The following is a 20,874-nucleotide window of genomic DNA, read 5'->3' as shown; positions in this document are numbered from 1 at the left end:
GCCTCGCGGGTAGGATTCCGAGGTGCTCATCCTCCTCCCGCCCTCCGAAGGCAAGACCCCCGCGCCGGGCGGAGCCCCCGTCGACCTCTCCGCGCTGAGCTTCCCCTCCCTCGAGGTGGCCCGCAAACAGGTCATGGAGAGCCTTGCAGAGGTGAGCGGGCGCCACGACGCGCTCGACGTCCTAGGCGTCGGCGCCTCGCTGGCGGACGACGTCGACCGCAACCGGCGGCTCCATGCCGAGCCCGCGGCCCCCGCGCACCGGGTGTACTCGGGCGTCCTGTACGAGGCGCTCGACTACGCCTCGCTCACCCCGGCCCAGCGTCGGAAGGCCGACGCCGCCATCGTCGTCGTCTCAGCCCTGTGGGGAGCCGTGGGCTTCGCCGACCTCGTCCCTGCCTACCGCCTCTCGATGGCGACGGCGCTTCCCGGCCTCGGGCGGCTCGCCTCCTTCTGGAAGCCGCTCCTCGCGGAGGCGCTCGAGGAACGCGCCTCGGACGGCCTCATCGTCGACTGCCGCTCGAGCACCTATGCAGCTGCCTACGCTCCCCCGCCAGCCCGGACCGTCACGGTCGATGTCCTCACTGAGCGGAACGGCAAGCGGACCGTGGTGAGCCACTTCGCAAAGCATCATCGGGGCGAGTTCGTGCGCCATCTGCTCACGCGCAGGGGGCGGACCCCCGGGACGCCGCAGGCGCTTCTGGCGGCCGCGCGCGAACGCTGGAACGCTGAGCTGCGCGAAGGGAGCACTGGCCGGAAGCCGGCCTCGCTCGCGCTCATCCTCGAGGGGTGATCAGCTCCATTCGGGCGAGCGCACGAGGATGCAGCCGGAGTCGGGGCAGAAGACGATATCGTCCTCGGCGGCCCCACGGATGGCTGCCAGATCACCCGGGCTGAGGGACATGCCCGATCCCTCCGATGTGCCATGGAACAGGCGCGCGGCTCCGACGCCCCGTTTGGCGAGCGTCTTCTCGTAGACCTCGACGAGCCCTGGCTCGATCCTTCCCGCCACCTCGGACCGCTCGGCGGCGACGTGCGAGCGCTCCTCGGCGACTGCAGCGAGCTGGGCGTCGAGCTCGCTCCGGAGCGCGGCACTCGCCGCCTGGACCCGCGCAAGCTCGGCGGCCGCAGCGGCCTGCTGCGCTCGCAGCCCGTCGAGCCGCTCGAGGACCTCGAGCTCGGCGTCCTCGAGGGCCGAGCGGCGCGCGGAGAGCCCCTCGATGTCGTGCTGGAGCGCCTGGAGGTCCTTCGAGAGGCCCCCCGCATAGAGCCGCGCCTCGTCCTTCTCGATCCGGGTGCTGACCTGCTCGACGTTCTGTTCGACCGTGACGAGCTCTGCCTGCGCCGCCTCGACGGCGAGATCCGCTTCACGCGCTGCGCGCGAGGCCGCGGCCAGTTCCTCCGCAGTCGGCGCGAGCCGAGGGTCGGCGTTGAGCGCCTGTCTGCGCAGGTCCAAGGAGTGGAGCTTCGCGTCGAGCGCCTGGAGGTCGAGCAGCTTGAGCTGTTCTGCGGCGGGGGCCTTGGGCATAGTTCCTCCTAGCGGGATCGAGCGTGCCGCTCGTGGCTGCGACTCTATCCCTCGCCCGGCGTGAGGATGAAGTCCCACGGGTCGGTGTTGACCGTGGAGACGCGGATGTCCACGTTGTGGCCCTGGTCGTGGAGCACGTTGTCGAGCGCCTGGGCAGCGGCAGGGAGCCACAGCCACTCGCTCGCGAAGTGGCTCACGTCGATCAGGTAGGGGCGGCCGTCCGGGCTGGATTCGCGCGCCTCCGAAGCGGGATGGTGCCTCAGGTCCCCGGTCACATAGACGTCGGCCCCCGCGGCACGGACGCTCTCGAACAGGCTGTCTCCCGCGCCCCCGCACAGCGCCACGCGGCGCACGAGTCCGTCGCGGTCGCCCGAGACCCGTACTCCCCCGGCAACCGTGGGGAGGATTCCGAAGAGCGTACCGGCGAAGTCGGCGAGGCTCGTGACCTCTGGGAGCTCCCCAACCCGGCCGATGCCCTCCTCCGGGAGGCCGTTCTCCGCCTTCGTGAGGGGCTCCACATTCTCGAGTCCCAGGGCGTCGGCGAGCACGTCCGAGACGCCGCCGACGGCGCTGTCGCCGTTCGTGTGCACGGTCAGGAGCGCGGTGCCGGACTCGATGAGCCGGTGAACCGCGCGTCCCTTCGGGGTGTTGGCGGCGACGGAATGGACGCCGCGCAGCAGCAGGGGGTGGTGGGTGATCAGGAGGTCGGCTCCCCATGTCACGGCCTCTTCGATGACTTCGAGGACCGGGTCCACCGCAAAGAGGACCTTCGTCACCTCCTGGGCGGGGTGGCCAGTCACGAGCCCGACGGCGTCCCACCCTTCGGCGAGCGACTCGGGCCAGAGTTCCTCGACGGCGAGGAGCACTTTGGCGAGGGTCGGCACGGAAGCCGGGGCCTCGGCGTCGTCCGCGGCCTGATCATCGGCAGCCTCGCCCGCGGTCTGTTCTCCGGCGGCGTCGCCCGCGGCCTGATCGTCGGCAGCCTCGCCGGGCGCCCGCTCTCCCGGCGCCTGATCGGCCGGCTTCTCTGGAGCCTGCTCAGGACGTTTCTCCTGCGCGAGGACCTCGTCGCCAGGCGTCTCAGATCCAGTGCTCTGCCCCGTACCGCTCTCCTCAGCCACCAGACCCGGCCCTCTCTCGGGAATCTTCCGCTCGTCCCGGACATTGTAGGCAGCATGAAGACCTTCATTCTGGGCGGCGGATGCTTCTGGTGCCTCGACGCCCTCTACCGGAAGACCCGGGGTGTGACGTCCGTCGTCTCGGGCTACACGGGCGGCGAGCTGCCCAATCCCGACTACTACAGCGTGTGCAGCGGCATGACCGGACACGCGGAGGTGGTGGCCGTGACGTTCGACGAAACGGTCATCCCCGCCGAAACCGTGCTCGACATGTTCTTCGCAATGCACGATCCGACCACGCTCAATCGGCAGGGCTACGACGTGGGCACGCAGTACCGGTCTTCGATGTTCTACGTGGACGACGAGGAGAAGGTCCTGTTCGAGGAGGCGATCGAACGGAATCAGCCCCTGTGGGACCGTCCCATCGTCACCGAGGTCACTCGCGCGAGCACCTTCTACCCCGCCGAGGAATTCCACCAGGACTACTACGCCAAGAACCCGGATGCGGGCTACTGCAGCGTCATCATCAATCCGAAGCTTGCCAAGGCGCGGAAATATTACTCGGCATGGCTTGACGCCTAGCTCTCATTTAGGGGCATGGCTAGGCTGAGCGCGGCCAGCCCCACGCGCTGCCTGGATTGAACGCGCCCCGAATCGACAAGAAGGAACACATGCGCATCTACGATGACGTCACCCAGCTGGTCGGCAACACGCCCCTCGTCCGGCTCAACCGCCTCACGGAGGGCCTTGGCGCGGACGTCGCGGCCAAGCTCGAGTTCTACAACCCGGCCAACAGCGTCAAGGACCGCATCGGCGTCGCCATCGTCGACGCTGCCGAGAAGGCAGGGGCACTCAAGCCCGGGGGCACGATCGTCGAGGGAACGTCCGGCAACACGGGCATCGCGCTCGCGCTCGTCGGCGCTGCCCGCGGCTACAAGGTCGTCCTCACGATGCCGGAGACAATGTCGACCGAGCGTCGCGTTCTGCTCCGCGCCTACGGCGCCGAGATCGTCCTGACGCCCGGATCCGAGGGGATGCGCGGAGCGGTCGAGAAGGCACAGGAGATCGTCGCCAACACTGAGAACTCGATCTGGGCACAGCAGTTCGCGAACCCCGCGAACCCCGCCATCCACCGGGCGACCACGGGCGAAGAGGTCTGGAACGACACCGACGGCAAGATCGACATCTTCGTCGGCGGCGTCGGCACGGGCGGCACCATCACGGGTGTCGGCCAGCTCCTCAAGGAGCGCAAGCCCGGCGTCCAGATCGTGGCCGTCGAGCCGAAGGACTCGGCGATCCTCAACGGCGGCTCACCCGGGCCGCACAAGATCCAGGGCCTCGGGGCGAACTTCGTACCGGAGGTTCTCGACCGGGACGTCTATGACGAGGTGCTCGACGCGAGCCTCGAGGACTCCGTCGCGACGGCCCGCGCCCTCGCGACCCAGGAAGGCATCCTGGGCGGCATCTCCTCGGGTGCTGCCGTGTGGGGCGCCCTCGAGCTCGCGAAGCGGCCCGAGAACGCCGGCAAGCTCATCGTCGTCGTCGTCCCCGACTTCGGCGAGCGCTACGTCTCGACTGTCCTCTTCGACGACATCCGCGGCTAAAGTCGCCCCTTCCGGCGGGCTGCGGTAGAAAGAAGTCTGTGTCTCTGATCAAACGCACCTTCGCGCGGCTCCGGGAGGACCTCGAGTCCGCCCGGGCCCACGACCCCGCAGCCCGCGGGAACGTCGAGAACTTCCTCGCCTACTCCGGGCTTCACGCCATCTGGATCCACCGCGTGACCCATCGGTTGTGGCAGAAGCCCGAGCTCCGCTTCCCGGCGCGCCTCCTCTCCCAGGCCGGTCGATTCCTCACCGGGATCGAGATCCACCCGGGCGCCACCATCGGCCGTCGATTCTTCATCGACCACGGCATGGGAGTCGTCATCGGGGAAACGTCCGAGATCGGCGACGACGTGATGATCTACCACGGCGTGACCCTTGGCGGGCGCTCGCTCGCCAAGGTCAAGCGCCACCCCACGATCGGCGACGGTGTCACGATCGGGGCGGGAGCCAAGGTGCTCGGACCGATCACCATCGGCCACGGCAGTGCCGTCGGCGCGAACGCCGTGGTGGTGAAGGACGCTCCCCCGAACTCGATCGTCACCGGGATCCCCGCGACGTGGCGCCACCGGGACGCCGTCAAGGAGACGAAGCCGGCGGTCGACCCCGCGGAGTACTACTACATCTGACCAGTCGGGCGCCTCTGAGCGGATGAGGTTTCTCCGGGCGTGCACCCCGGGTTCACTCGGGCTTGGCTAGCTGGCGGACTGAGGCGGGCATGGTTGCCCCATGACCACGACGCCTCCTGAAAACTCCCCCGTCACGCGCCGTCGCCTGCTCATCGGCGCGGGCCTCGCCGCGGCCGCCGGCTCAACCGCCATCGCCGCCCCTGCGGACGCCGCACCCGGCACGCCGCAGGGCTCGAACAAGGACCTCCCCGGGTCCCTCTCGGCGTCCGACGCCGCCTCCGTCCCCGCTGTCGATGGCCTCCACCTCCAGTTCGGCGCCGACGCGTCGAGCGTGGTCGTGGTCTCGTGGCACACGCTGCAGCCCGTCGCCGACGCGCGCGTTCTCCTCGGCGACGGGCACGGCAACTTCAACGCGGCCGTTGCCGCGGTGACCAAGAGCTACGTCGACGCCAAGTCCGGGCGCACCGTCTACACGCATCACGCAGCCCTCGATGGGCTCCACGCTTCGACCGGCTACCTCTACGCAGCAGTTCACGCCGGCGCCACCCCCGAATTCGGGACCTTCACGACCGGTCCACGCGGCCGGGCCCGCGTGACGTTCACGAGCTTCGGCGACCAGGGCACCCCGACCCTGGGGAAGCAGCAGCCCGGAAGCACCACCTGGGTCAACGACAACTTGGGCTCCCCCGCCGCGGGGGACACGACCGGCGGCGTCGAGCGTGTCCAGCCAATGTTCCATCTCTTCAACGGCGACCTCTGCTACGCGAACCTCGCTACCGACCGCATCCGGACCTGGTGGGACTTCTGGGCCAACAACTCCCGCAGCGCACGGAACCGTCCGTGGATGCCGTCCGCGGGAAACCACGAGAACGAGCTCGGGAACGGCTCCATCGGCTACGCGGCCTACCAGACCTACTTCGAGGTTCCCGAAGCCGGTGGCCAGACCGACGTGACCCGCGGCCTCTGGTACAGCTTCACGGTCGGCGCGGTGCGCGTCATCTCACTGGCGAACGACGACATCTGCTACCAGGACGGCGGCAACTCCTACGTCCGCGGATACTCGAAGGGCGCCCAGAAGGCGTGGCTCGAGAGCGAGCTGAAGGCAGCGCGGGCGAGCCGCGACGTCGATTGGATCGTCGTGTGCATGCACCAGGTCGCGATCAGCACGGCGAACAACTTCAACGGCGCAGACCTCGGCGTCCGGCAGGAATGGGTCCCGCTGTTCGACAGGTACGGGGTGGACCTCGTCGTGTGCGGCCACGAGCACCACTACGAGCGTTCGCACCCGATCCGGGGCCAGCAGGCCAACCAGACCCTGACTCCCATCCCCGCTGCCAAGGGGACCCAGAGCGTCGACACCACGCAGGGCACCGTCCACATGATCCTCGGCGGCGGTGGGACGTCCGCGCCGTCGAACCAGCTCCTCTTCACGCCGCCCGAGTGCCGCGTGATCGTCTCCGTCTCGGCCCAGCCGGACCCGAGCACGGGGCACCGGACGCCGGTCTACGTGCACGAGCCAGCCCCGTGGTCCGCAGTCCGGGACGCGGCGAAGTCGTATGGCTTCGGCGCCTTCGAGGTCGATCCCGGCGTGCCCGGCGGGGAGACGACCATGAAGGTCACCTACTACAACGTGACCGGCGTCGGCGGAGGACTCGAGGTGTTCGAGACCTTCACGCTGCGCCGTCCCCGCTCGGACGCCCACCGCTAGCTAAAGCGCGTCTGGAGCATCGGACAGACGACGACGGCGCCGCCCACGCGAGGTGGGCGGCGCCGTCGTCGTCTGGTGCCGTCAGGCGCCCGACACGTGGGGCGCGCAAGTTGCCCGGGGTCAGTGCGTGTCGACTGCCGACACCTCTGAGCGGTCCTCGCCCCAGAGCGTGTGGAACGTGCCCTCAGTGTCCACCCGCTGATACGTGTGGGCGCCGAAGAGGTCCCGCTGGCCCTGGATGACGGCGGCCGGGAGGCGCTTGCGGCGCAGACCGTCGTAGTACGCGAGCGAGGAGGAGAAGACGGGCACGGGGATGCCGAGCTGCACCGCGGTGGCGACGACGCGGCGCCAGGCCGGCACGGCGTCGCCGACGGACTTGACGAAGGCCGGCGCGAACAGGAGGTTCGCGGGCTTCTCGTCGCCCTTGTACGCCTCCATGATGTCCTTGAGGAGTTCGGCGCGGATGATGCAGCCTGCGCGCCACAGCGACGCGATCTCGTCGAGCTTGAGGTCCCAGCCGTATTCCTTCGCGGCACCCGAGAGCATGTCGAGACCCTGCGCGTAGCTCACGAGCTTCGAGGCGTAGAGCGCCTGGCGCACGTCCTCGACGAAGTTCTCCGGAAGGCTCACGTCGCCCTCGTGGCCGGCGAGCGTCTCCTGCGCGATCTCGCGCTGTGCTCGCTGGGAGGAGATGCCGCGTGCGAACACCGACTCGGCGATGCCCGAGACAGGGGAACCGAGGTCGAGCGCCGACTGGACGGTCCAGCGGCCCGTTCCCTTCTGCCCCGCAGCGTCCACGACCACGTCGACGAACGGCTTGCCCGTCTTCGCGTCGACGTGGCGAAGGACCTCGGCCGTGATCTCGATGAGGAACGAGGAGAGCTCGCCCTTGTTCCAGTCGTCGAAGATCGCCGCCTGGTCGGCGGGCTCGATGCCGGCGCCCGCGCGGAGGAGGTCGTAGGCCTCGCCGATCACCTGCATGTCGGCGTACTCGATGCCGTTGTGCACCATCTTCACGAAGTGGCCCGCGCCGTCGGTGCCGATCCACGCGCAGCACGGCGTGCCGTCGTCGGCCTTCGCTGCGATCTTCTCGAGCAGCGGGCCGAGCGCCTGGTAGGACTCCTTGGAGCCGCCGGGCATGATGGACGGGCCCTTGAGCGCGCCCTCCTCGCCGCCGGAGACGCCGACGCCCACGAAGTGGAGGCCCTTCTCGGCCAGCGCGGCCTCGCGACGGCGGGTGTCCTCGTAGTGGGAGTTCCCGGCGTCGATGACGATGTCGCCCTCTTCGAGAAGCGGCACAAGCTGGTCGATGACCGCGTCCACGGGGCCGCCCGCCTTGACCATGATGAGCACGCGGCGGGGCTTCTCGAGCGAGTCGACGAGCTCCTGGAGGGACTCGGTGCGGACGAAGTCTCCCTCGTCGCCGTGCTTGGCGAGCAGGGCGTCGGTCTTCTCGACCGAACGGTTGTGGAGTGCGACGGTGTAGCCGTTGCGAGCGAGGTTGCGGGCGAGGTTGGCGCCCATCACCGCGAGTCCGGTGACGCCGATCTGTGCAGACAATGTACTCTCCGTTTCTCGGGCCGTGCCCAGGTTGCTGCGCGGTGCGGCCGCAGCCAAGTGCCGCAGACTACGCTAGTGGACCGCTCGCTGCGGTGGGGTTTCTTGACACCCTATTTCGGCGGACCTAACTTCTCGCCCAGGTTGCCGCCGTTGCCAAGGAACGAGCAGGCTTGTTCAGCATGCTAGTCGCCTTTCAGTAGACTGGACATATGAGTCCCGAATCACACTCCGTCGTCGCTGCCCCGCCCGCTCAGGAAGTCCAACCGCTCAAGGTGGCCATCGCAGTCCCCCTCGAGCCCGAGCTCGTCGAGACCATCCGGGTCGCCCACCCCCAGATCACGGTCCTGTACGAACCCGATCTCCTTCCGCCGGAGCGTTTCCCCGCAGACCATTCCGGCGACCCCGGCTTTCGGCGCTCCCCTCATGCGGAGGAGCGCTACTGGTCGCTCATGAACTCGGCGGACGTGCTCTACGGGTTCCCGAACGAGTCGCCAGCGGGTTTCGCGCGGGTGGTCGGCGAGAACCCGCGGCTGCGGTGGGTCCACGCCATGGCCGCTGGGGCTGGCGGAGCCGTCAAGGCAAGCGGTGTGTCGACGGCGGACCTCGAACGTGTCGTCGTCACGACGTCGGCCGGAGTGCATGCACTCCCGCTCGCCGAGTTCGCGCTCATGGGAATCCTCAACGGCCTCAAGAGGACCTCTGAACTTGCCGCGGACCAGCGCAAGAAGCACTGGCCTGAACTCCGCACCCCGACCCGTCTTGCAGCCGGTTCCCATGTCGTCGTGGCAGGGCTTGGCGAAATCGGCCTCGAGACGGCACGGCTCGCGCGCGGCCTCGGAATGACCGTGAGCGGCACGAAGCGAAACGCCGAGCCGATCGAGGGCATCCACGAGGTGGCCACAGCGGAGCGGCTGCCCGAGCTCGTCGCGGGCGCCGACGCCGTCGTCAACACCCTGCCCGGGACACCGTTCACGGAGCGGCTCATCGGCCGCGACGTGTTCGCGGCCATGCGACCCGGAACGACCCTCGTCAACGTGGGGCGCGGGACGGTCGTCGACGAGGACGCCCTCCTGGATGCCCTCGAGGCGGGCACCGTCGGCTACGCCTGCCTCGACGTCTTCGCCACCGAGCCGCTGCCCGCCAGCTCTCCCCTGTGGGACCATCCGAACGTTCTGGTCTCGCCGCACACGTCAGCGCTCAGCGCGGCCGAGAACCGTCTCATCGCAGAGAGATTCACGGAGAACCTGCGCAAGTATCTCGCCGGCGAGCCGCTGCCCCACCGCGTGGACCCCGTGCACTTCTACTGACCGGCCCCCGGGTGGCCGGCCCCGGGGTGGCCGGCCTGCACCACGGGAGTTCCCGTTCAGCCGGTCGGCCACTGCCCCATTGGGTTGCCCAACGCCCGGGCGAGTTCCTTGAGCTCAGAGACCATCGTCTTCTTCTGCTCCTCCGTGAACGTCGCCTTGAGAGCGGTCACGCTGACGCCGAGGTTGGGTCCATGTGCGCCGCGGGTGGGAACCGGAACTGCGACGCACACCACGCCGAGCGTGGACTCCTCGTCTTCGAACGCGTAGCCGTCCTCCCTGATCCGGCGGAGCTCTTCCTTGAACTGGCGGCCGCTGCTGATCGAACGCGGCGTGAGGACGGGGAGCTCTGCGTCGTCGGGGTACATCTCCTCCCAGTCGCGCTCGTGGAGCCGGGCGACGAGCGCTTTGCCCACTGCGCACAGCGACGCCGGCATCTTGTCGCCGATGGTCGAGGTGAGCCGCACCGCGGGATGGCCCTCATATCGGGCCAGATAGATGACGTGGTCGCCGTCGAGGAGTGCGACGCGCACCGTCTCCCGGGACAGTGCCGGCGCCTGCCCGCAGAATTGGTAGAACTCGCGGATCTCGTCCCTCCGGCTCAGGTAGGACGCGCCGAGCTCTACGAGCTTCCGTCCGAGCGAGAACTCGCTTCCGTCCCGGGATACGAGGCCCGCATCTTCGAGGGCCTGGAGAATATTCGACGTCGACGACTTCGGAATCCCGAGTTCGCGGGCAAGATCGCTCAGGGTCGCCCGACCGGTGGCGGAGGCACCCAGGACCTCCAGCACGGCCGCCGCGCGGGTGACGGCGGGCGCGGGCGAAGAGGCCAGTGCGTCACCCGGCTTCCGCGCTGAGTCGGTCGGGTGTGATGATCGGCTCGGTGCCACGGCGCTCCTCACGTCTGCGGGGGGCTACCCGCTCTCTGTCCAGAATACTGAACGCGCACCACTCCGAAGGGGCGCCGAGAAGGCCGCGATCCGATTTGGAGTTCACATCCAGTTCACCTAGCATTCACACAGAGCCTCCCACCGCGGCATCCCCCAATGGCTGCGGCGGGAGGCTCTTTCCATGCCCCGCCGGCATCAGTTCAAGCTGTCGCGCACGCTCCAACCGCCCGTCGCGTCACGTACAAGCTCGAAGGTCGTGAGGCCGCGGCCGCGCGGGCCCGGCAACGCCTGCACCTGCCATACCTCGACGTCGACGCGCCCGTGCCCGCGTGGGAGCCCGCGCTTCGCCTCCCACCACCGCACGCGCTCGAACCAGCGCACTGGGGTGGCTGCGACGCGCCAGTCCAGGCTTCCGCGGGTGAAGGAACGGGGGGCACCGTCAGGGGCCATGCGAACGAGGACTTTCTCCATGCCCAGAAGCTATAGACCGGCACCGACATTCTGACGCCGGGGTCCAGGAACTGGATCGCCGGGGGTCATGGATTGAAGAGAGTGGGTCCTACCGGGATCGAACCGATGACATCCACGGTGTAAGCGTGGCGCTCTACCAGCTGAGCTAAAGACCCTCACCGGCTCCGCCGGCGCTGCTCTACTCTAACGGATATCGGCCAAGGCCGCCGAATACACTCCAAGGCCCCGAGGCTCCCCCGGCGGGTTGACCGCCCGGAACCTCAGAGTCCCCTCTCGGTCCAGGATGAAGGTGCCCCGGCGGGCCATCCCGCTCGCCTCGTCGAAGACGCCGTAGCGCCTCGCAACAGCACCGTGGGGCCAGAAGTCGGCCAGGAGGGGGAACGGGTAGCCTTCGGCCTCGGCGAAGGCCCTGAGAGCGAACTTGCTGTCGACGGACACAGCGAGGACCTGCGCGCCCGCCGAGGCGAAGACGTCCCGCCCGTCGCGGATCGCACCGAGCTCGCCAGTGCAGATCGTCGAGAACGCGAACGGATAGAAGACGATCACGACCGGCGAACCCCGCAGCGACGAGAGCCGAACGGGCTCGCCGAACTGGTTCGGGAGTTCGAAGTCAGGAGCCTGGCTTCCGACCTCCAGGGCACCCGCGTCGCCCTGCGGAAACGTCACTTCTTGCGGGCGAGCCGCGTCGCGTGCCAATCCTTCGAGACGCCCGCCGTCGAGGTCGAGTGCAGGCCCGCCGTGGGGGCAGCTTCCTGCACCTCTGCCGGCGGGACGTAGCCCTCACGCCCCTGCTTGGGCGTCAGGAGCCAGATGACCCCGTGGTCCTCGAGCGTCGTCTGGGCGTCGACCAGCATGTCCACGAGGTCCCCGTCGCCATCGCGCCACCAGACGACGACGGCGTCGACGACGTCATGGTCAGCCTCGTCAAGGAGTTCGGAGCCCACCGTGTCCTCGATGGCGGCTCTGAGGTCGAAGTCGACGTCCTCGTCGTAGCCGAACTCCTGGATCAGGTCTCCGTCCTTGAAACCCAATCGCCCCGCCACGTTACTCCCCGCAGCGGTGTCGGTCTCGCCCACGTTCTTCCTCCTTGCAGTATTCAGGTGCATCCGCGTCGACTTCCGGGCATGAGTACTGGATACCACGCCCGGCTGCGCACGGAATGTACCTATAAGCCAACACCGTTTGGCGCGTAGCATCAAGCGCACGCGCTGCGAGTGCCCAGCCGACCCGACTAGAGTGGCAGAGAGCGCGCCGCTGCTCTAGCTGGGGAACCCGGCTGCCTAGAGGGGCGCCCACACGAAAACGGGCCTGCACGTAGGGCCCAGCGACGATATCGCCCGACGTCCGGCAGCTACCAGCTCCGGGCCCTCGGGCTCGAAGAGAGGTTTGGACGTGTCTGTAGGAGAGGAAACCTCGCACATCCTCAGCGGCCTGACGAATCAGCTGCCGGACCGCGACCCCGAAGAGACCGCCGAATGGATCGAGTCTCTCGACGCCCTGATCGAAGAGCATGGCACAGAGCGCGCGCAGTACATCATGCGCAGCCTTCTCCAGCGGGCCGGCGCGCAGAGCGTCGGCGTCCCGATGGTGACCACGACGGACTTCGTCAACACGATCCCCGCGGACCAGGAGGCCGAATTCCCCGGGGACGAGGAGGTCGAGCGCCGGTACCGCGCGTGGATGCGCTGGAACGCCGCGGTCATGGTGCACCGCGCCCAGCGTCCCGGCATCGGGGTGGGCGGCCACATCTCGACGTACGCGGGCGCGGCGACGCTCTACGAGGTGGGCTTCAACCACTTCTTCCGCGGCAAGGACCACCCCGGAGGCGGGGACCAGGTCTTCTTCCAGGGCCACGCCTCGCCCGGCATGTACGCCCGCGCCTTCATGGAGGGCCGCCTGGGCGAGGAGGACCTCGACGGCTTCCGCCAGGAGAAGTCCCACAAGGGGCACGCCCTGTCCTCCTACCCGCACCCCCGCATGATGCCGGACTTCTGGGAATTCCCGACCGTGTCGATGGGCATCGGCCCCATGAACGCGATCTACCAGGCCCAGACGAACCGGTACCTCCACAACCGCGGCCTCAAGGACACCTCTGACCAGCATGTCTGGGCGTTCCTCGGCGATGGCGAGATGGACGAGCCGGAGAGCCGCGGCCTCCTCCAGCTCGCCGCCAACGACAATCTCGACAACCTCACGTTCGTCATCAACTGCAACCTGCAGCGGCTCGACGGCCCGGTGCGCGGGAACGGCAAGATCATCCAGGAGCTCGAGGCGTTCTTCCGCGGTGCGGGCTGGAACGTCATCAAGGTCATCTGGGGCCGCGAGTGGGACGGCCTTCTGAAGAAGGACTCCAACGGCCAGCTCGTCAAGATCATGAACGAGACGCTGGACGGCGACTACCAGACGTACAAGGCCGAGTCGGGCGGATTCGTGCGCGAGCACTTCTTCGGCAAGACGCCGGAGACGAAGGAGCTCGTCGGCGACCTCACGGACGAGCAGATCTGGAACCTCAAGCGCGGCGGCCACGACTACCGGAAGGTCTACGCGGCGTACAAGGCGGCGACCGAGTTCAAGGGCAAGCCGACCGTCATCCTGGCCATGACGGTCAAGGGCTACGGCCTCGGCCCGCACTTCGAGGGCCGCAATGCGACCCACCAGATGAAGAAGATGACGCTGCAGGACCTCAAGGACTTCCGCGACCACCTGCGCATCCCGATCACGGACGAGCAGCTCGAGGCCGATCCGTACCGTCCGCCGTACTTCCACCCGGGCATGGACTCCCCCGAGATCCAGTACCTCATGGAACGGCGCAAGCTCCTCGGCGGCTTCCTGCCCGAGCGGCGGGACCCCCATCAGGGAATCGCCCTTCCGGACGAGAAGGCCTACGAGGTCGCCAAGCGCGGTTCGGGCAAGCAGCAGGCTGCGACGACCATGGCATTCGTCCGCCTGCTCAAGGACCTCATGCGGGATAAGGAATTCGGCAAGCGGATTGTGCCGATCGTCCCCGACGAGGCCCGCACCTTCGGCATGGACGCGTTCTTCCCGACGGCCAAGATCTACAACCCGAAGGGCCAGAACTACCTGTCCGTGGACCGTGACCTCGTCCTCGCGTACAAGGAGTCGCCCGCCGGCCAGATCCTGCACGCGGGCATCAACGAGGCGGGCTCCGTCGCCGCGTTCACGGGGGCAGGCACGTCCTACGCGACACACGGCGAGACGCTCGTCCCGGTCTACGTCTTCTACTCGATGTTCGGCTTCCAGCGCACCGGAGACGGCATCTGGGCCGCCGCCGACCAGATGGCGCGCGGCTTCATCATCGGCGCGACGGCCGGCCGCACGACGCTGACGGGCGAGGGCACCCAGCACGCGGACGGCCACTCGCCGCTCCTCGCCTCGACGAACCCCGCGGTCATCACCTACGACCCGGCGTACGGGTACGAGATCGGGCACATCGTGAAGTCGGGCATCGAGCGGATGTACGGCGGAAACCACCCGGACCCGAACGTCATGTACTACCTCACCGTCTACAACGAGCCCATCGTCCAGCCGGCTGAGCCGGAGGAGCTCGACGTCGAGGGTCTGGTGAAGGGCATCTACCTGCTCGCACCCGCCAAGGTCGACGGTCCTCGGACCCAGCTGCTCGCCTCGGGCGTGGCTGTGCCGTGGGCCCTCGAGGCCCAGCGGATCCTCGCCGAGGAATGGGGCGTCTCAGCCGATGTGTGGAGCGTGACCTCGTGGAACGAGCTCCGCCGCGACGGTCTCGCCGCCGAGCAGGAGGCCTTCCTCAACCCCGGTCAGGAGCCGCGCGTTCCGTTCGTGACGCAGCAGCTCGCCGGGGCTACGGGCCCGATCGTCGCCGTGACGGACTACATGAAGGCCGTCCCGGACCAGATCCGGCAGTTCCTGCCGAACGAGTTCGCGTCGCTCGGCGCGGACGACTTCGGCTTCGCCGACACCCGGGCGGCAGCACGGCGGTACTTCCACATCGACAGCCACTCCGTCGTGGTCCGGGCGCTGCAGATGCTCGCCCGCCGCGGCGAGGTCGACGCCGACGCCCCGCGCCAGGCGTTCGAGCGCTACCAGCTGCTCGACGTCAACGCCGGGACGACCGGCAACGCGGGCGGCGAAAGCTAAGCGGCCCACCCCGGGTCTCGTCCCGGAGGAATGACAGACGACGGCGGCGCTCCCCACAGCGGGGGGCGCCGCCGTCGTCGTCGTCCGCTCGCCCCGCCGTCGTGCCCCCGGTGCGCCGCCCTCTCCGAGCACTCGAAGCCACCCGCGTCGTTGTAGCCTTCTCACAAATTCAGGCGACGGCGGAGCGGAGCCTATGCTCTTCACATGCCGACTCAGACGCAAGCAGCAGGAGGTGCCCGCCGTGGCCGCCTGACGGCCTCCCCTGCGAAGGCCGAGACCCTGAAGAAGCTGCGAAACAGCGTCGGCCAGCTCTCGACGACGACGACGCGCGAGCTCGAACGGGCCCTCCCCTGGTACGGGCGGCTGAGCGCCGACGAGCGCTCTGCGCTGGGGCTCGTCGCCCAGAACGGCATCGCCGCGTTCGTCACGTGGTACGAGCGGCCCAGCCTTCCGTCGTGGGTGCTCTCCGACGTCTTCGGCAACGCGCCCACCGAGCTCACCCGCTCGATCAGCCTCCAGAAGGCGCTCCAGCTCATCCGGATCGTCGTCGAAGTGGTCGAGGACCAGGTGCCGAATCTCGCCTCCGAGGATGACCAGCCGGCGCTCCGAGAGGCTGTGCTCCGCTACTCGCGGGAGGTGGCCTTCGCCGCCGCCGACGTGTATGCGCGCGCCGCGGAGACGCGCGGCTCATGGGATACGCGGCTGGAGGCGCTCATCGTCGACGCAATCCTCCGTGGCGAGAACACGGACGCCCTGAGGTCCCGGATCGCCGCGCTGGGCTGGAAGGCGCAGGGCAACTTCGCGGTCATGGTGGGCAGCTCGCCACTCGAACCCAGTCCCAGCTATGTGGGCGACATGCGGCGCACCGCGAGCCGCTATGCGAAGGACGCCCTCGTGGGCATCCAGGGGGACCGGCTCATCCTCATCCTCGGCGGCGTCGAGGAGGACGAGACGGCGTACACGCGCCTGAGCGAGCTGTTCGCGCCCGGCCCTGTCGTGTTCGGGCCCCGTGCCGAAAGCCTCCCGGAGGTCAGTTCATCGGCCCAGGCCGCGTTCGCCGGCCTGTCGGCCGCGCGGGCGTGGCCCAACGCGCCGCGGCCCGTCGCGGCGGACGATCTCCTCCCCGAGCGGGTCGTCGCGGGCGACGACGCGGCGCGGCGCGCGCTCGTCCAGAAGATCTACCGCCCGCTCCTCGCCGCGTCGAACGGGCTCGTGGAGACCCTCAGCGCGTACCTCGAGCTCGGGCACTCGCTCGAGGCCACCGCGCGCGAGCTCTTCGTGCATGCCAACACGGTGCGGTACCGGCTGCGCCGTGTCTGCGACGTCACCGGCTGGGACCCCCTCCTGCCTCGGGAAGCGTTCGTGCTGCAGACTGCGCTCGTCGTCGGAAGGCTCGCGGCGCAGCCCGCCACGCGCGAGCGGGCGGTGCGCCAGACCCCCTGAGATGACCCTCGACGCGCATGGCCCCGTTGTAGACTTCCTACAATCCGGGTTCTGGAGCTTGGTGCGTGGGGGCACCGCTGGAACCAACCGCACTTTGGAAAGCTGGAAACGTGCTAGCAATTGTCTGCCCTGGACAGGGCGCCCAGACTCCGGGCTTCCTCGCCCCATGGCTCGACCTGCCGTCCGTCGCCGAGCAGCTTGGTGCGCTCGGCGAAGTCGTCGGCCTCGATCTCATCGCCCACGGAACCACGTCTGACGAAGAGGCCATCAAGGACACGGCTGTCGCCCAGCCCCTCATCGTCGCCGCCGGCCTTGTGGCCGCGCGGGCGCTCTTCGACGTCGAGCTCTCGACGCTGCCCGTCGTCCTCGCCGGGCATTCCGTCGGCGAGATCACGGCCTCTTCCCTCGCGGGCGTTTTGAACGACACGGATGCGATGAAGTTCGTGGGCCTCCGCGCCCGCGAGATGGCCAAGGCCGCCGCGGTGACCCCGACCGGGATGACGGCAGTCCTCGGCGGTGACCCCGACGAGGTGCAGCGCGCGATCGAAGCCGTTGGCGCGACCCCTGCGAACGTCAACGGCGGCGGGCAGATCGTCGCCGCCGGGACGCTCGAGCAGCTTGCGGCCCTCGCCGCAGCTCCCCCGGCCAAGGCCCGAATCATCCCCCTCAAGGTGGCGGGCGCCTTCCACACTCAGCACATGGCTTCGGCGGTGGCGGCCCTCGAGGAGCTCCGTCCCAGCCTGAACATCGTCGACCCCGCGGTTCCGCTGCTGTCGAACTACGACGGACGCGAGGTTGTCTCCGGCACCGCCGCCGTCGAGAGCCTCGTCGCCCAGGTGTCGCGCCCCGTGCGCTGGGACCTCTGCATGGAGACCTTCAAGGCCCTCGGCATCACCGGCCTCATCGAGCTCGCCCCGGCCGGCACCCTCACCGGACTCGCCAAGCGAGGACTGCCCGGGGTCAAGACCGTCGCCGTCAAGACGCCGGCCGACCTCACGGCGGCCCTCGAACTGTTCGCCGCGGACGCGGAGCAGAACCCCTCGGCCGAAGAGGAACTCGCATGAGCACCCCCACGCTCCGTCAGGCACCGGTCCAGAGCCACTCGCGGGTTCTGAGCTTCGGGGTCTACCGCCCCAGCGTCTACGTCACGAACGAGGAGATCTGCCAGTGGATCGACTCGTCCGACGAGTGGATCCGCCAACGCACGGGCATCGTGACGCGGCACCGCGCCCCTGCAGAAGTCGACCTCATCGACATGGCCGAGGCTGCTTCGCGCGAGGCCATCGAGAAGGCGGGCATCAAGGCCTCGCAGCTCGGCGCCGTCATCATCTCGACCGTGTCGCACCCCTACGCGACGCCGTCGGCCGCGGCGCTCCTCTGTGACCGTCTCGGTGCGACGCCCGCCCCGGCGTACGACATCTCGGCCGCCTGCGCCGGGTACTGCTACGGCATCGCCCAGGCCGACGCGCTCGTGCGCTCGGGCGTCGCGGAATACGTGCTCGTCGTGGGAGCGGAGAAGCTCAGCGACTACATCGACAATTCCGAGCGGAGCATTTCGTTCCTCCTCGGGGACGGCGCGGGAGCCGTCGTCGTGGGGCCGTCCGACGTCCCGGGCATCGGCCCCTCGGTGTGGGGCTCCGACGGCAGCAAGTGGAGCACCATCGGTATGACCCACTCGCTCCTCGACGTCCGCGACCTCTCGGAGGAGACCGAACGCGAGGGTCCCGGGGAGGCAGCCGCCGTCCTCGGCACCGAAACGAAGATCTGGCCGACGCTGCGCCAGGACGGACAGTCCGTGTTCCGGTGGGCCGTCTGGGAGATGGCGAAGGTCGCGCAGCGCGCGCTCGACGCCGCGGGGGTCAAGGCGGAGGACCTCGCCGCATTCGTGCCGCATCAGGCGAACATGCGTATCATCGACGAGATGGTCAAGCAGCTCAAGCTGCCCGAGAGCGTCGTCGTCGCCCGCGACATCGCGGACGCCGGCAACACCTCGGCGGCGTCGATCCCGCTTGCCGCGCACCGGCTGCTCAAGGAGAACCCCGAGCTGAGCGGCAAGCTCGCGCTCCAGATCGGGTTCGGTGCCGGCCTCGTGTTCGGCGCACAGGTCATCACCCTCCCCTAGTTCCCAAGCGTTCCGGGTCCGTGCCCGGCGCGCGCGAAGCCAAGCCGCACAAGCGGCTTGCCCAGCCAGTCGGCGCCAGCCGGCGATCAGAGAGAAGGAGCCGAAATGGCTAGCAACGAAGAGATCCTCGCCGGCCTGGCCGAGATCATCAACGAGGAGACGGGCCTGGCCCCCGAGGCGGTCCAGCCGGACAAGTCCTTCACGGACGACCTCGACATCGACTCGATCTCCATGATGACCATCGTCGTGAACGCCGAGGAGAAGTTCGGCGTCCGCATCCCGGACGAGGAGGTCAAGAACCTCTCGACCGTGGGCGACGCTGTCGACTTCATCTCGAAGGCCCAGGCCTGATCTCTCTCCGCTGACGGTCGGCACCTCCTCGGTGCCGGCCGTCTGCTCCACCTGCCAGCCCTCGCAGCTCCCGCAGCGGCGGCCCACCGAACCGAAAGAGTGCAGCATGGCCCGCAAAGTTGTCGTCACCGGCCTCGGCGCCACCACCCCGATCGGCGGGGACGTTCCCACCCTCTGGCAGAACGTCGTCAAGGGCGTCTCGGGCGTCCGTCAGCTGACCGACGACTGGGTGGAGAAGTACGACCTCCCCGTGAAGATCGCCGCGAAGCTCTCCGTGCCTGCGGAGGACGTGCTCGGACGGGTAGAGATGAAGCGCATGGACCCCTCGACACAGTACGGCGTCATCGCGGCCCGTGAAGCCTGGAAGGACTCGGGCATCGAGGAGATCGACCACGATCGCCTCGCCGTGGCCTTCGCGACCGGCATCGGCGGTGTCTGGACGCTCCTCAACGGCTGGGACACTCTGAGGGAGAAGGGCCCTCGCCGGGTCCTGCCCATGACCGTTCCTATGCTCATGCCGAACGGCGTCGCTGCTGCCGTGAGCCTCGACCTCGGGGCCCGCGCCGGCGCGCACACGCCCGTCTCAGCTTGTGCTTCCGGCACCGAGGCCGTGGCGGTGGGCCAGGAGCTCATCCGCTCGGGGAAGGCCGACGTCGTCATGGTCGGCGGTGCCGAGGCTGCGATCCACCCCATGCCGCTCGCGGCGTTTGCGTCCATGCAGGCCCTCTCGAAGCGGAACGACGACCCCGAGCACGCGTCACGGCCCTATGACATCGACCGCGACGGCTTCGTGATGGGCGAAGGCGCAGGTGCTCTCGTCCTCGAGGCCGAGGAGCACGCCCTCGCCCGCGGCGCCCGCATCTACGCAGAGCTGGCAGGCACCTCTGTGACGGCTGACGCCTACCACATCACGGCCCCGGATCCCGAGGGACTCGGCGCGACGCGCGCGCTCAAGGCCGCCATGTTCGACGCCCGCGTCCAGCCCGAGGACATCGTGCACGTCAACGCGCACGCGACCTCGACACCGGTCGGCGACAAGCCCGAGTACACGGCCCTCAAGGCGGCGCTGGGCGACCACGTCGAGAACGTCGCGGTCTCCGCGACGAAGTCCCAGATGGGTCATCTCCTCGGCGCATCCGGCGCCGTCGAGGCTGTGCTCACGGTCCTCGCCGTCCACGAGCGCAAGGCCCCGGCGACGATCAACCTGGACCACCAGGACCCGGAGATCCCGCTCGATGTCGTGACGGACGCGCGTGACCTCCCGCAGGGCGACATCGTTGCACTCAGCAATTCCTTCGGCTTCGGCGGCCACAACGCCGTCCTCGTCGTCCGCAGCCACTGACCCCGCCGAGAACTCGGCGGAGACAGCGAAGAGGGCCCGCATGATGCGGGCCCTCTTCGCTTGCGATGAAGGTCGGTGCTGAACCAGCTCAGCCGACTTGGTGGAGCCACCTCACCGGGGCGCCTTCGGCGGCGTGCCGGAACGGTTCGAGCTCCTCGTCCCACGCCTCCCCCAGGGCGAGCGAAAGCTCCTGGAAGACGACCGCGGGGTCGCCGGCACCGGCCTCGTACGCATAGCGGATGCGGTCCTCGGTCACCATGATGTTGCCGTGGACGTCCGTCGTCGCGTGGAAGATTCCGAGCTCTGGGGTATGCGACCAGCGCGCGCCGTCGACACCGGGGCTTGGCTCCTCGGTGACCTCGTAGCGCAGATGCGCCCATCCCCTGAGGGACGACGCGAGCTGAGCGCCCGTGCCGGGCGCCCCGACCCACGAGAGTTCGGCGCGGAACATTCCGGGCGCGGCCGGCTGAGGGCTCCACTCAAGATCCGTGCGCTTTTCAACGACGGAGCCGATCGCCCACTCCACATGCGGGCATAGCGCACTCGGTGCCGAGTGCACGAACAGCAGACCACGGGTCATCACTGCAGACATTCCATCCTCCATCGCTGTCGGTACGTCTTCCCCTACGACCGTCAGCACGGAGCGTGTGAACCTGTGGTTGTTTCAGTTGTTGGC

At 68.8% G+C, this 20,874-nt stretch carries 20 protein-coding genes and 1 tRNA gene; 12 read left to right on the top strand and 9 right to left on the bottom strand.

Annotation, left to right across the window (positions count from 1 at the left end; all coding sequences use genetic code 11):
- The first annotated feature begins 22 nt into the window (after positions 1-22).
- Entirely contained in the window at positions 23-790 is a 768-nt protein-coding gene (locus tag E6A21_RS07160) for a YaaA family protein (protein WP_138443460.1), read from the top strand.
- Here E6A21_RS07160 and E6A21_RS07155 read toward each other — a convergent pair whose 3' ends face one another.
- Together E6A21_RS07155 and E6A21_RS07150 are read right to left on the bottom strand one after the other, a co-directional pair.
- Positions 791-1,525, bottom strand: a complete 735-nt coding sequence (locus tag E6A21_RS07155; protein WP_138443459.1) for a zinc ribbon domain-containing protein — start codon at positions 1,523-1,525, stop codon at positions 791-793. It abuts the gene before it with no gap.
- 44 nt (positions 1,526-1,569) lie between these two features.
- Complete coding sequence (locus E6A21_RS07150; protein WP_138443618.1) at positions 1,570-2,409, bottom strand: Nif3-like dinuclear metal center hexameric protein; 840 nt, start codon at positions 2,407-2,409, stop codon at positions 1,570-1,572.
- A gap of 291 nt (positions 2,410-2,700) precedes the next feature.
- Here E6A21_RS07150 and msrA point away from each other — a divergent pair, with 291 nt between their 5' ends.
- The 4 genes from msrA to E6A21_RS07130 all read left to right on the top strand — a co-directional run bounded on the left by msrA (position 2,701) and on the right by E6A21_RS07130 (position 6,581).
- Positions 2,701-3,225: a peptide-methionine (S)-S-oxide reductase MsrA gene (msrA, locus tag E6A21_RS07145; RefSeq protein WP_138443458.1), complete on the top strand. Its 525-nt coding sequence runs from the start codon at positions 2,701-2,703 to the stop codon at positions 3,223-3,225.
- Positions 3,226-3,314: 89 nt separating this feature from the next.
- The gene (gene cysK / locus E6A21_RS07140; RefSeq protein WP_138443457.1) at positions 3,315-4,247 is read left to right on the top strand and encodes a cysteine synthase A; all 933 of its coding nucleotides are present in this window, start codon (positions 3,315-3,317) and stop codon (positions 4,245-4,247) included.
- 38 nt (positions 4,248-4,285) lie between these two features.
- Positions 4,286-4,873, top strand: coding sequence for a serine O-acetyltransferase EpsC (gene epsC / locus E6A21_RS07135; RefSeq protein WP_171041306.1), 588 nt, complete (start codon positions 4,286-4,288; stop codon positions 4,871-4,873).
- Between the two features lie 100 nt (positions 4,874-4,973).
- Entirely contained in the window at positions 4,974-6,581 is a 1,608-nt protein-coding gene (locus E6A21_RS07130; protein WP_138443456.1) for a purple acid phosphatase family protein, read from the top strand.
- 120 nt (positions 6,582-6,701) lie between these two features.
- Here the strand turns inward: E6A21_RS07130 and gndA are convergent, their stop codons facing one another.
- A complete protein-coding gene (gndA, locus tag E6A21_RS07125; protein WP_138443455.1) occupies positions 6,702-8,141 on the bottom strand; it encodes an NADP-dependent phosphogluconate dehydrogenase in 1,440 nt (479 codons plus the stop codon).
- Between the two features lie 209 nt (positions 8,142-8,350).
- Here gndA and E6A21_RS07120 point away from each other — a divergent pair, with 209 nt between their 5' ends.
- A complete protein-coding gene (locus E6A21_RS07120; protein ID WP_138443454.1) occupies positions 8,351-9,448 on the top strand; it encodes a D-2-hydroxyacid dehydrogenase in 1,098 nt (365 codons plus the stop codon).
- 56 nt (positions 9,449-9,504) lie between these two features.
- Here E6A21_RS07120 and E6A21_RS07115 read toward each other — a convergent pair whose 3' ends face one another.
- The 5 genes from E6A21_RS07115 to E6A21_RS07095 form a co-directional block, all read right to left on the bottom strand.
- Positions 9,505-10,335 carry an IclR family transcriptional regulator gene (locus tag E6A21_RS07115; RefSeq protein ID WP_171041305.1) on the bottom strand — a complete coding sequence of 277 codons (831 nt, stop codon included), beginning with the start codon at positions 10,333-10,335 and terminating at the stop codon, positions 9,505-9,507.
- Positions 10,336-10,530: 195 nt separating this feature from the next.
- Positions 10,531-10,806, bottom strand: a complete 276-nt coding sequence (locus tag E6A21_RS07110; RefSeq protein WP_138443453.1) for a hypothetical protein — start codon at positions 10,804-10,806, stop codon at positions 10,531-10,533.
- Between the two features lie 82 nt (positions 10,807-10,888).
- Positions 10,889-10,961, bottom strand: a tRNA-Val gene (locus tag E6A21_RS07105).
- A 28-nt stretch (positions 10,962-10,989) separates the two neighbouring features.
- A complete protein-coding gene (locus E6A21_RS07100; RefSeq protein ID WP_138443452.1) occupies positions 10,990-11,472 on the bottom strand; it encodes a peroxiredoxin in 483 nt (160 codons plus the stop codon).
- A complete protein-coding gene (locus tag E6A21_RS07095) occupies positions 11,469-11,882 on the bottom strand; it encodes a DUF3052 domain-containing protein (RefSeq protein ID WP_425471530.1) in 414 nt (137 codons plus the stop codon). The genes E6A21_RS07100 and E6A21_RS07095 overlap by 4 nt, the downstream gene beginning before the upstream one ends.
- A 316-nt stretch (positions 11,883-12,198) precedes the next feature.
- Here E6A21_RS07095 and aceE point away from each other — a divergent pair, with 316 nt between their 5' ends.
- The 6 genes from aceE to fabF all read left to right on the top strand — a co-directional run bounded on the left by aceE (position 12,199) and on the right by fabF (position 20,198).
- Entirely contained in the window at positions 12,199-14,940 is a 2,742-nt protein-coding gene (gene aceE, locus E6A21_RS07090; protein ID WP_138443450.1) for a pyruvate dehydrogenase (acetyl-transferring), homodimeric type, read from the top strand.
- Between the two features lie 204 nt (positions 14,941-15,144).
- Entirely contained in the window at positions 15,145-16,383 is a 1,239-nt protein-coding gene (locus tag E6A21_RS07085; RefSeq protein ID WP_138443449.1) for a PucR family transcriptional regulator, read from the top strand.
- A gap of 110 nt (positions 16,384-16,493) precedes the next feature.
- On the top strand, positions 16,494-17,447 hold the full coding sequence (locus E6A21_RS07080; protein WP_171041304.1) for an ACP S-malonyltransferase: 954 nt from the start codon (positions 16,494-16,496) through the stop codon (positions 17,445-17,447).
- Positions 17,444-18,505: a beta-ketoacyl-ACP synthase III gene (locus E6A21_RS07075; RefSeq protein WP_138443448.1), complete on the top strand. Its 1,062-nt coding sequence runs from the start codon at positions 17,444-17,446 to the stop codon at positions 18,503-18,505. Before E6A21_RS07080 ends, E6A21_RS07075 begins: the two co-directional genes overlap by 4 nt.
- A 105-nt stretch (positions 18,506-18,610) precedes the next feature.
- Positions 18,611-18,856: an acyl carrier protein gene (locus E6A21_RS07070; protein ID WP_138443447.1), complete on the top strand. Its 246-nt coding sequence runs from the start codon at positions 18,611-18,613 to the stop codon at positions 18,854-18,856.
- Positions 18,857-18,962: 106 nt separating this feature from the next.
- Positions 18,963-20,198 (top strand): beta-ketoacyl-ACP synthase II, encoded by a 1,236-nt coding sequence (gene fabF, locus E6A21_RS07065; protein ID WP_138443446.1) that lies wholly within the window; start codon positions 18,963-18,965, stop codon positions 20,196-20,198.
- Between the two features lie 88 nt (positions 20,199-20,286).
- Here fabF and E6A21_RS07060 read toward each other — a convergent pair whose 3' ends face one another.
- On the bottom strand, positions 20,287-20,790 hold the full coding sequence (locus tag E6A21_RS07060; RefSeq protein ID WP_138443445.1) for a DUF3145 domain-containing protein: 504 nt from the start codon (positions 20,788-20,790) through the stop codon (positions 20,287-20,289).
- Between the last annotated feature and the right edge of the window lie 84 nt (positions 20,791-20,874).

This window comes from Sinomonas susongensis (assembly GCF_005877005.1).
In the GTDB taxonomy this organism is placed as follows: domain Bacteria; phylum Actinomycetota; class Actinomycetes; order Actinomycetales; family Micrococcaceae; genus Sinomonas; species Sinomonas susongensis.
Note: the sequence above shows the minus strand (reverse complement) of the source record. Positions and strands in the feature narration are given on the sequence as shown.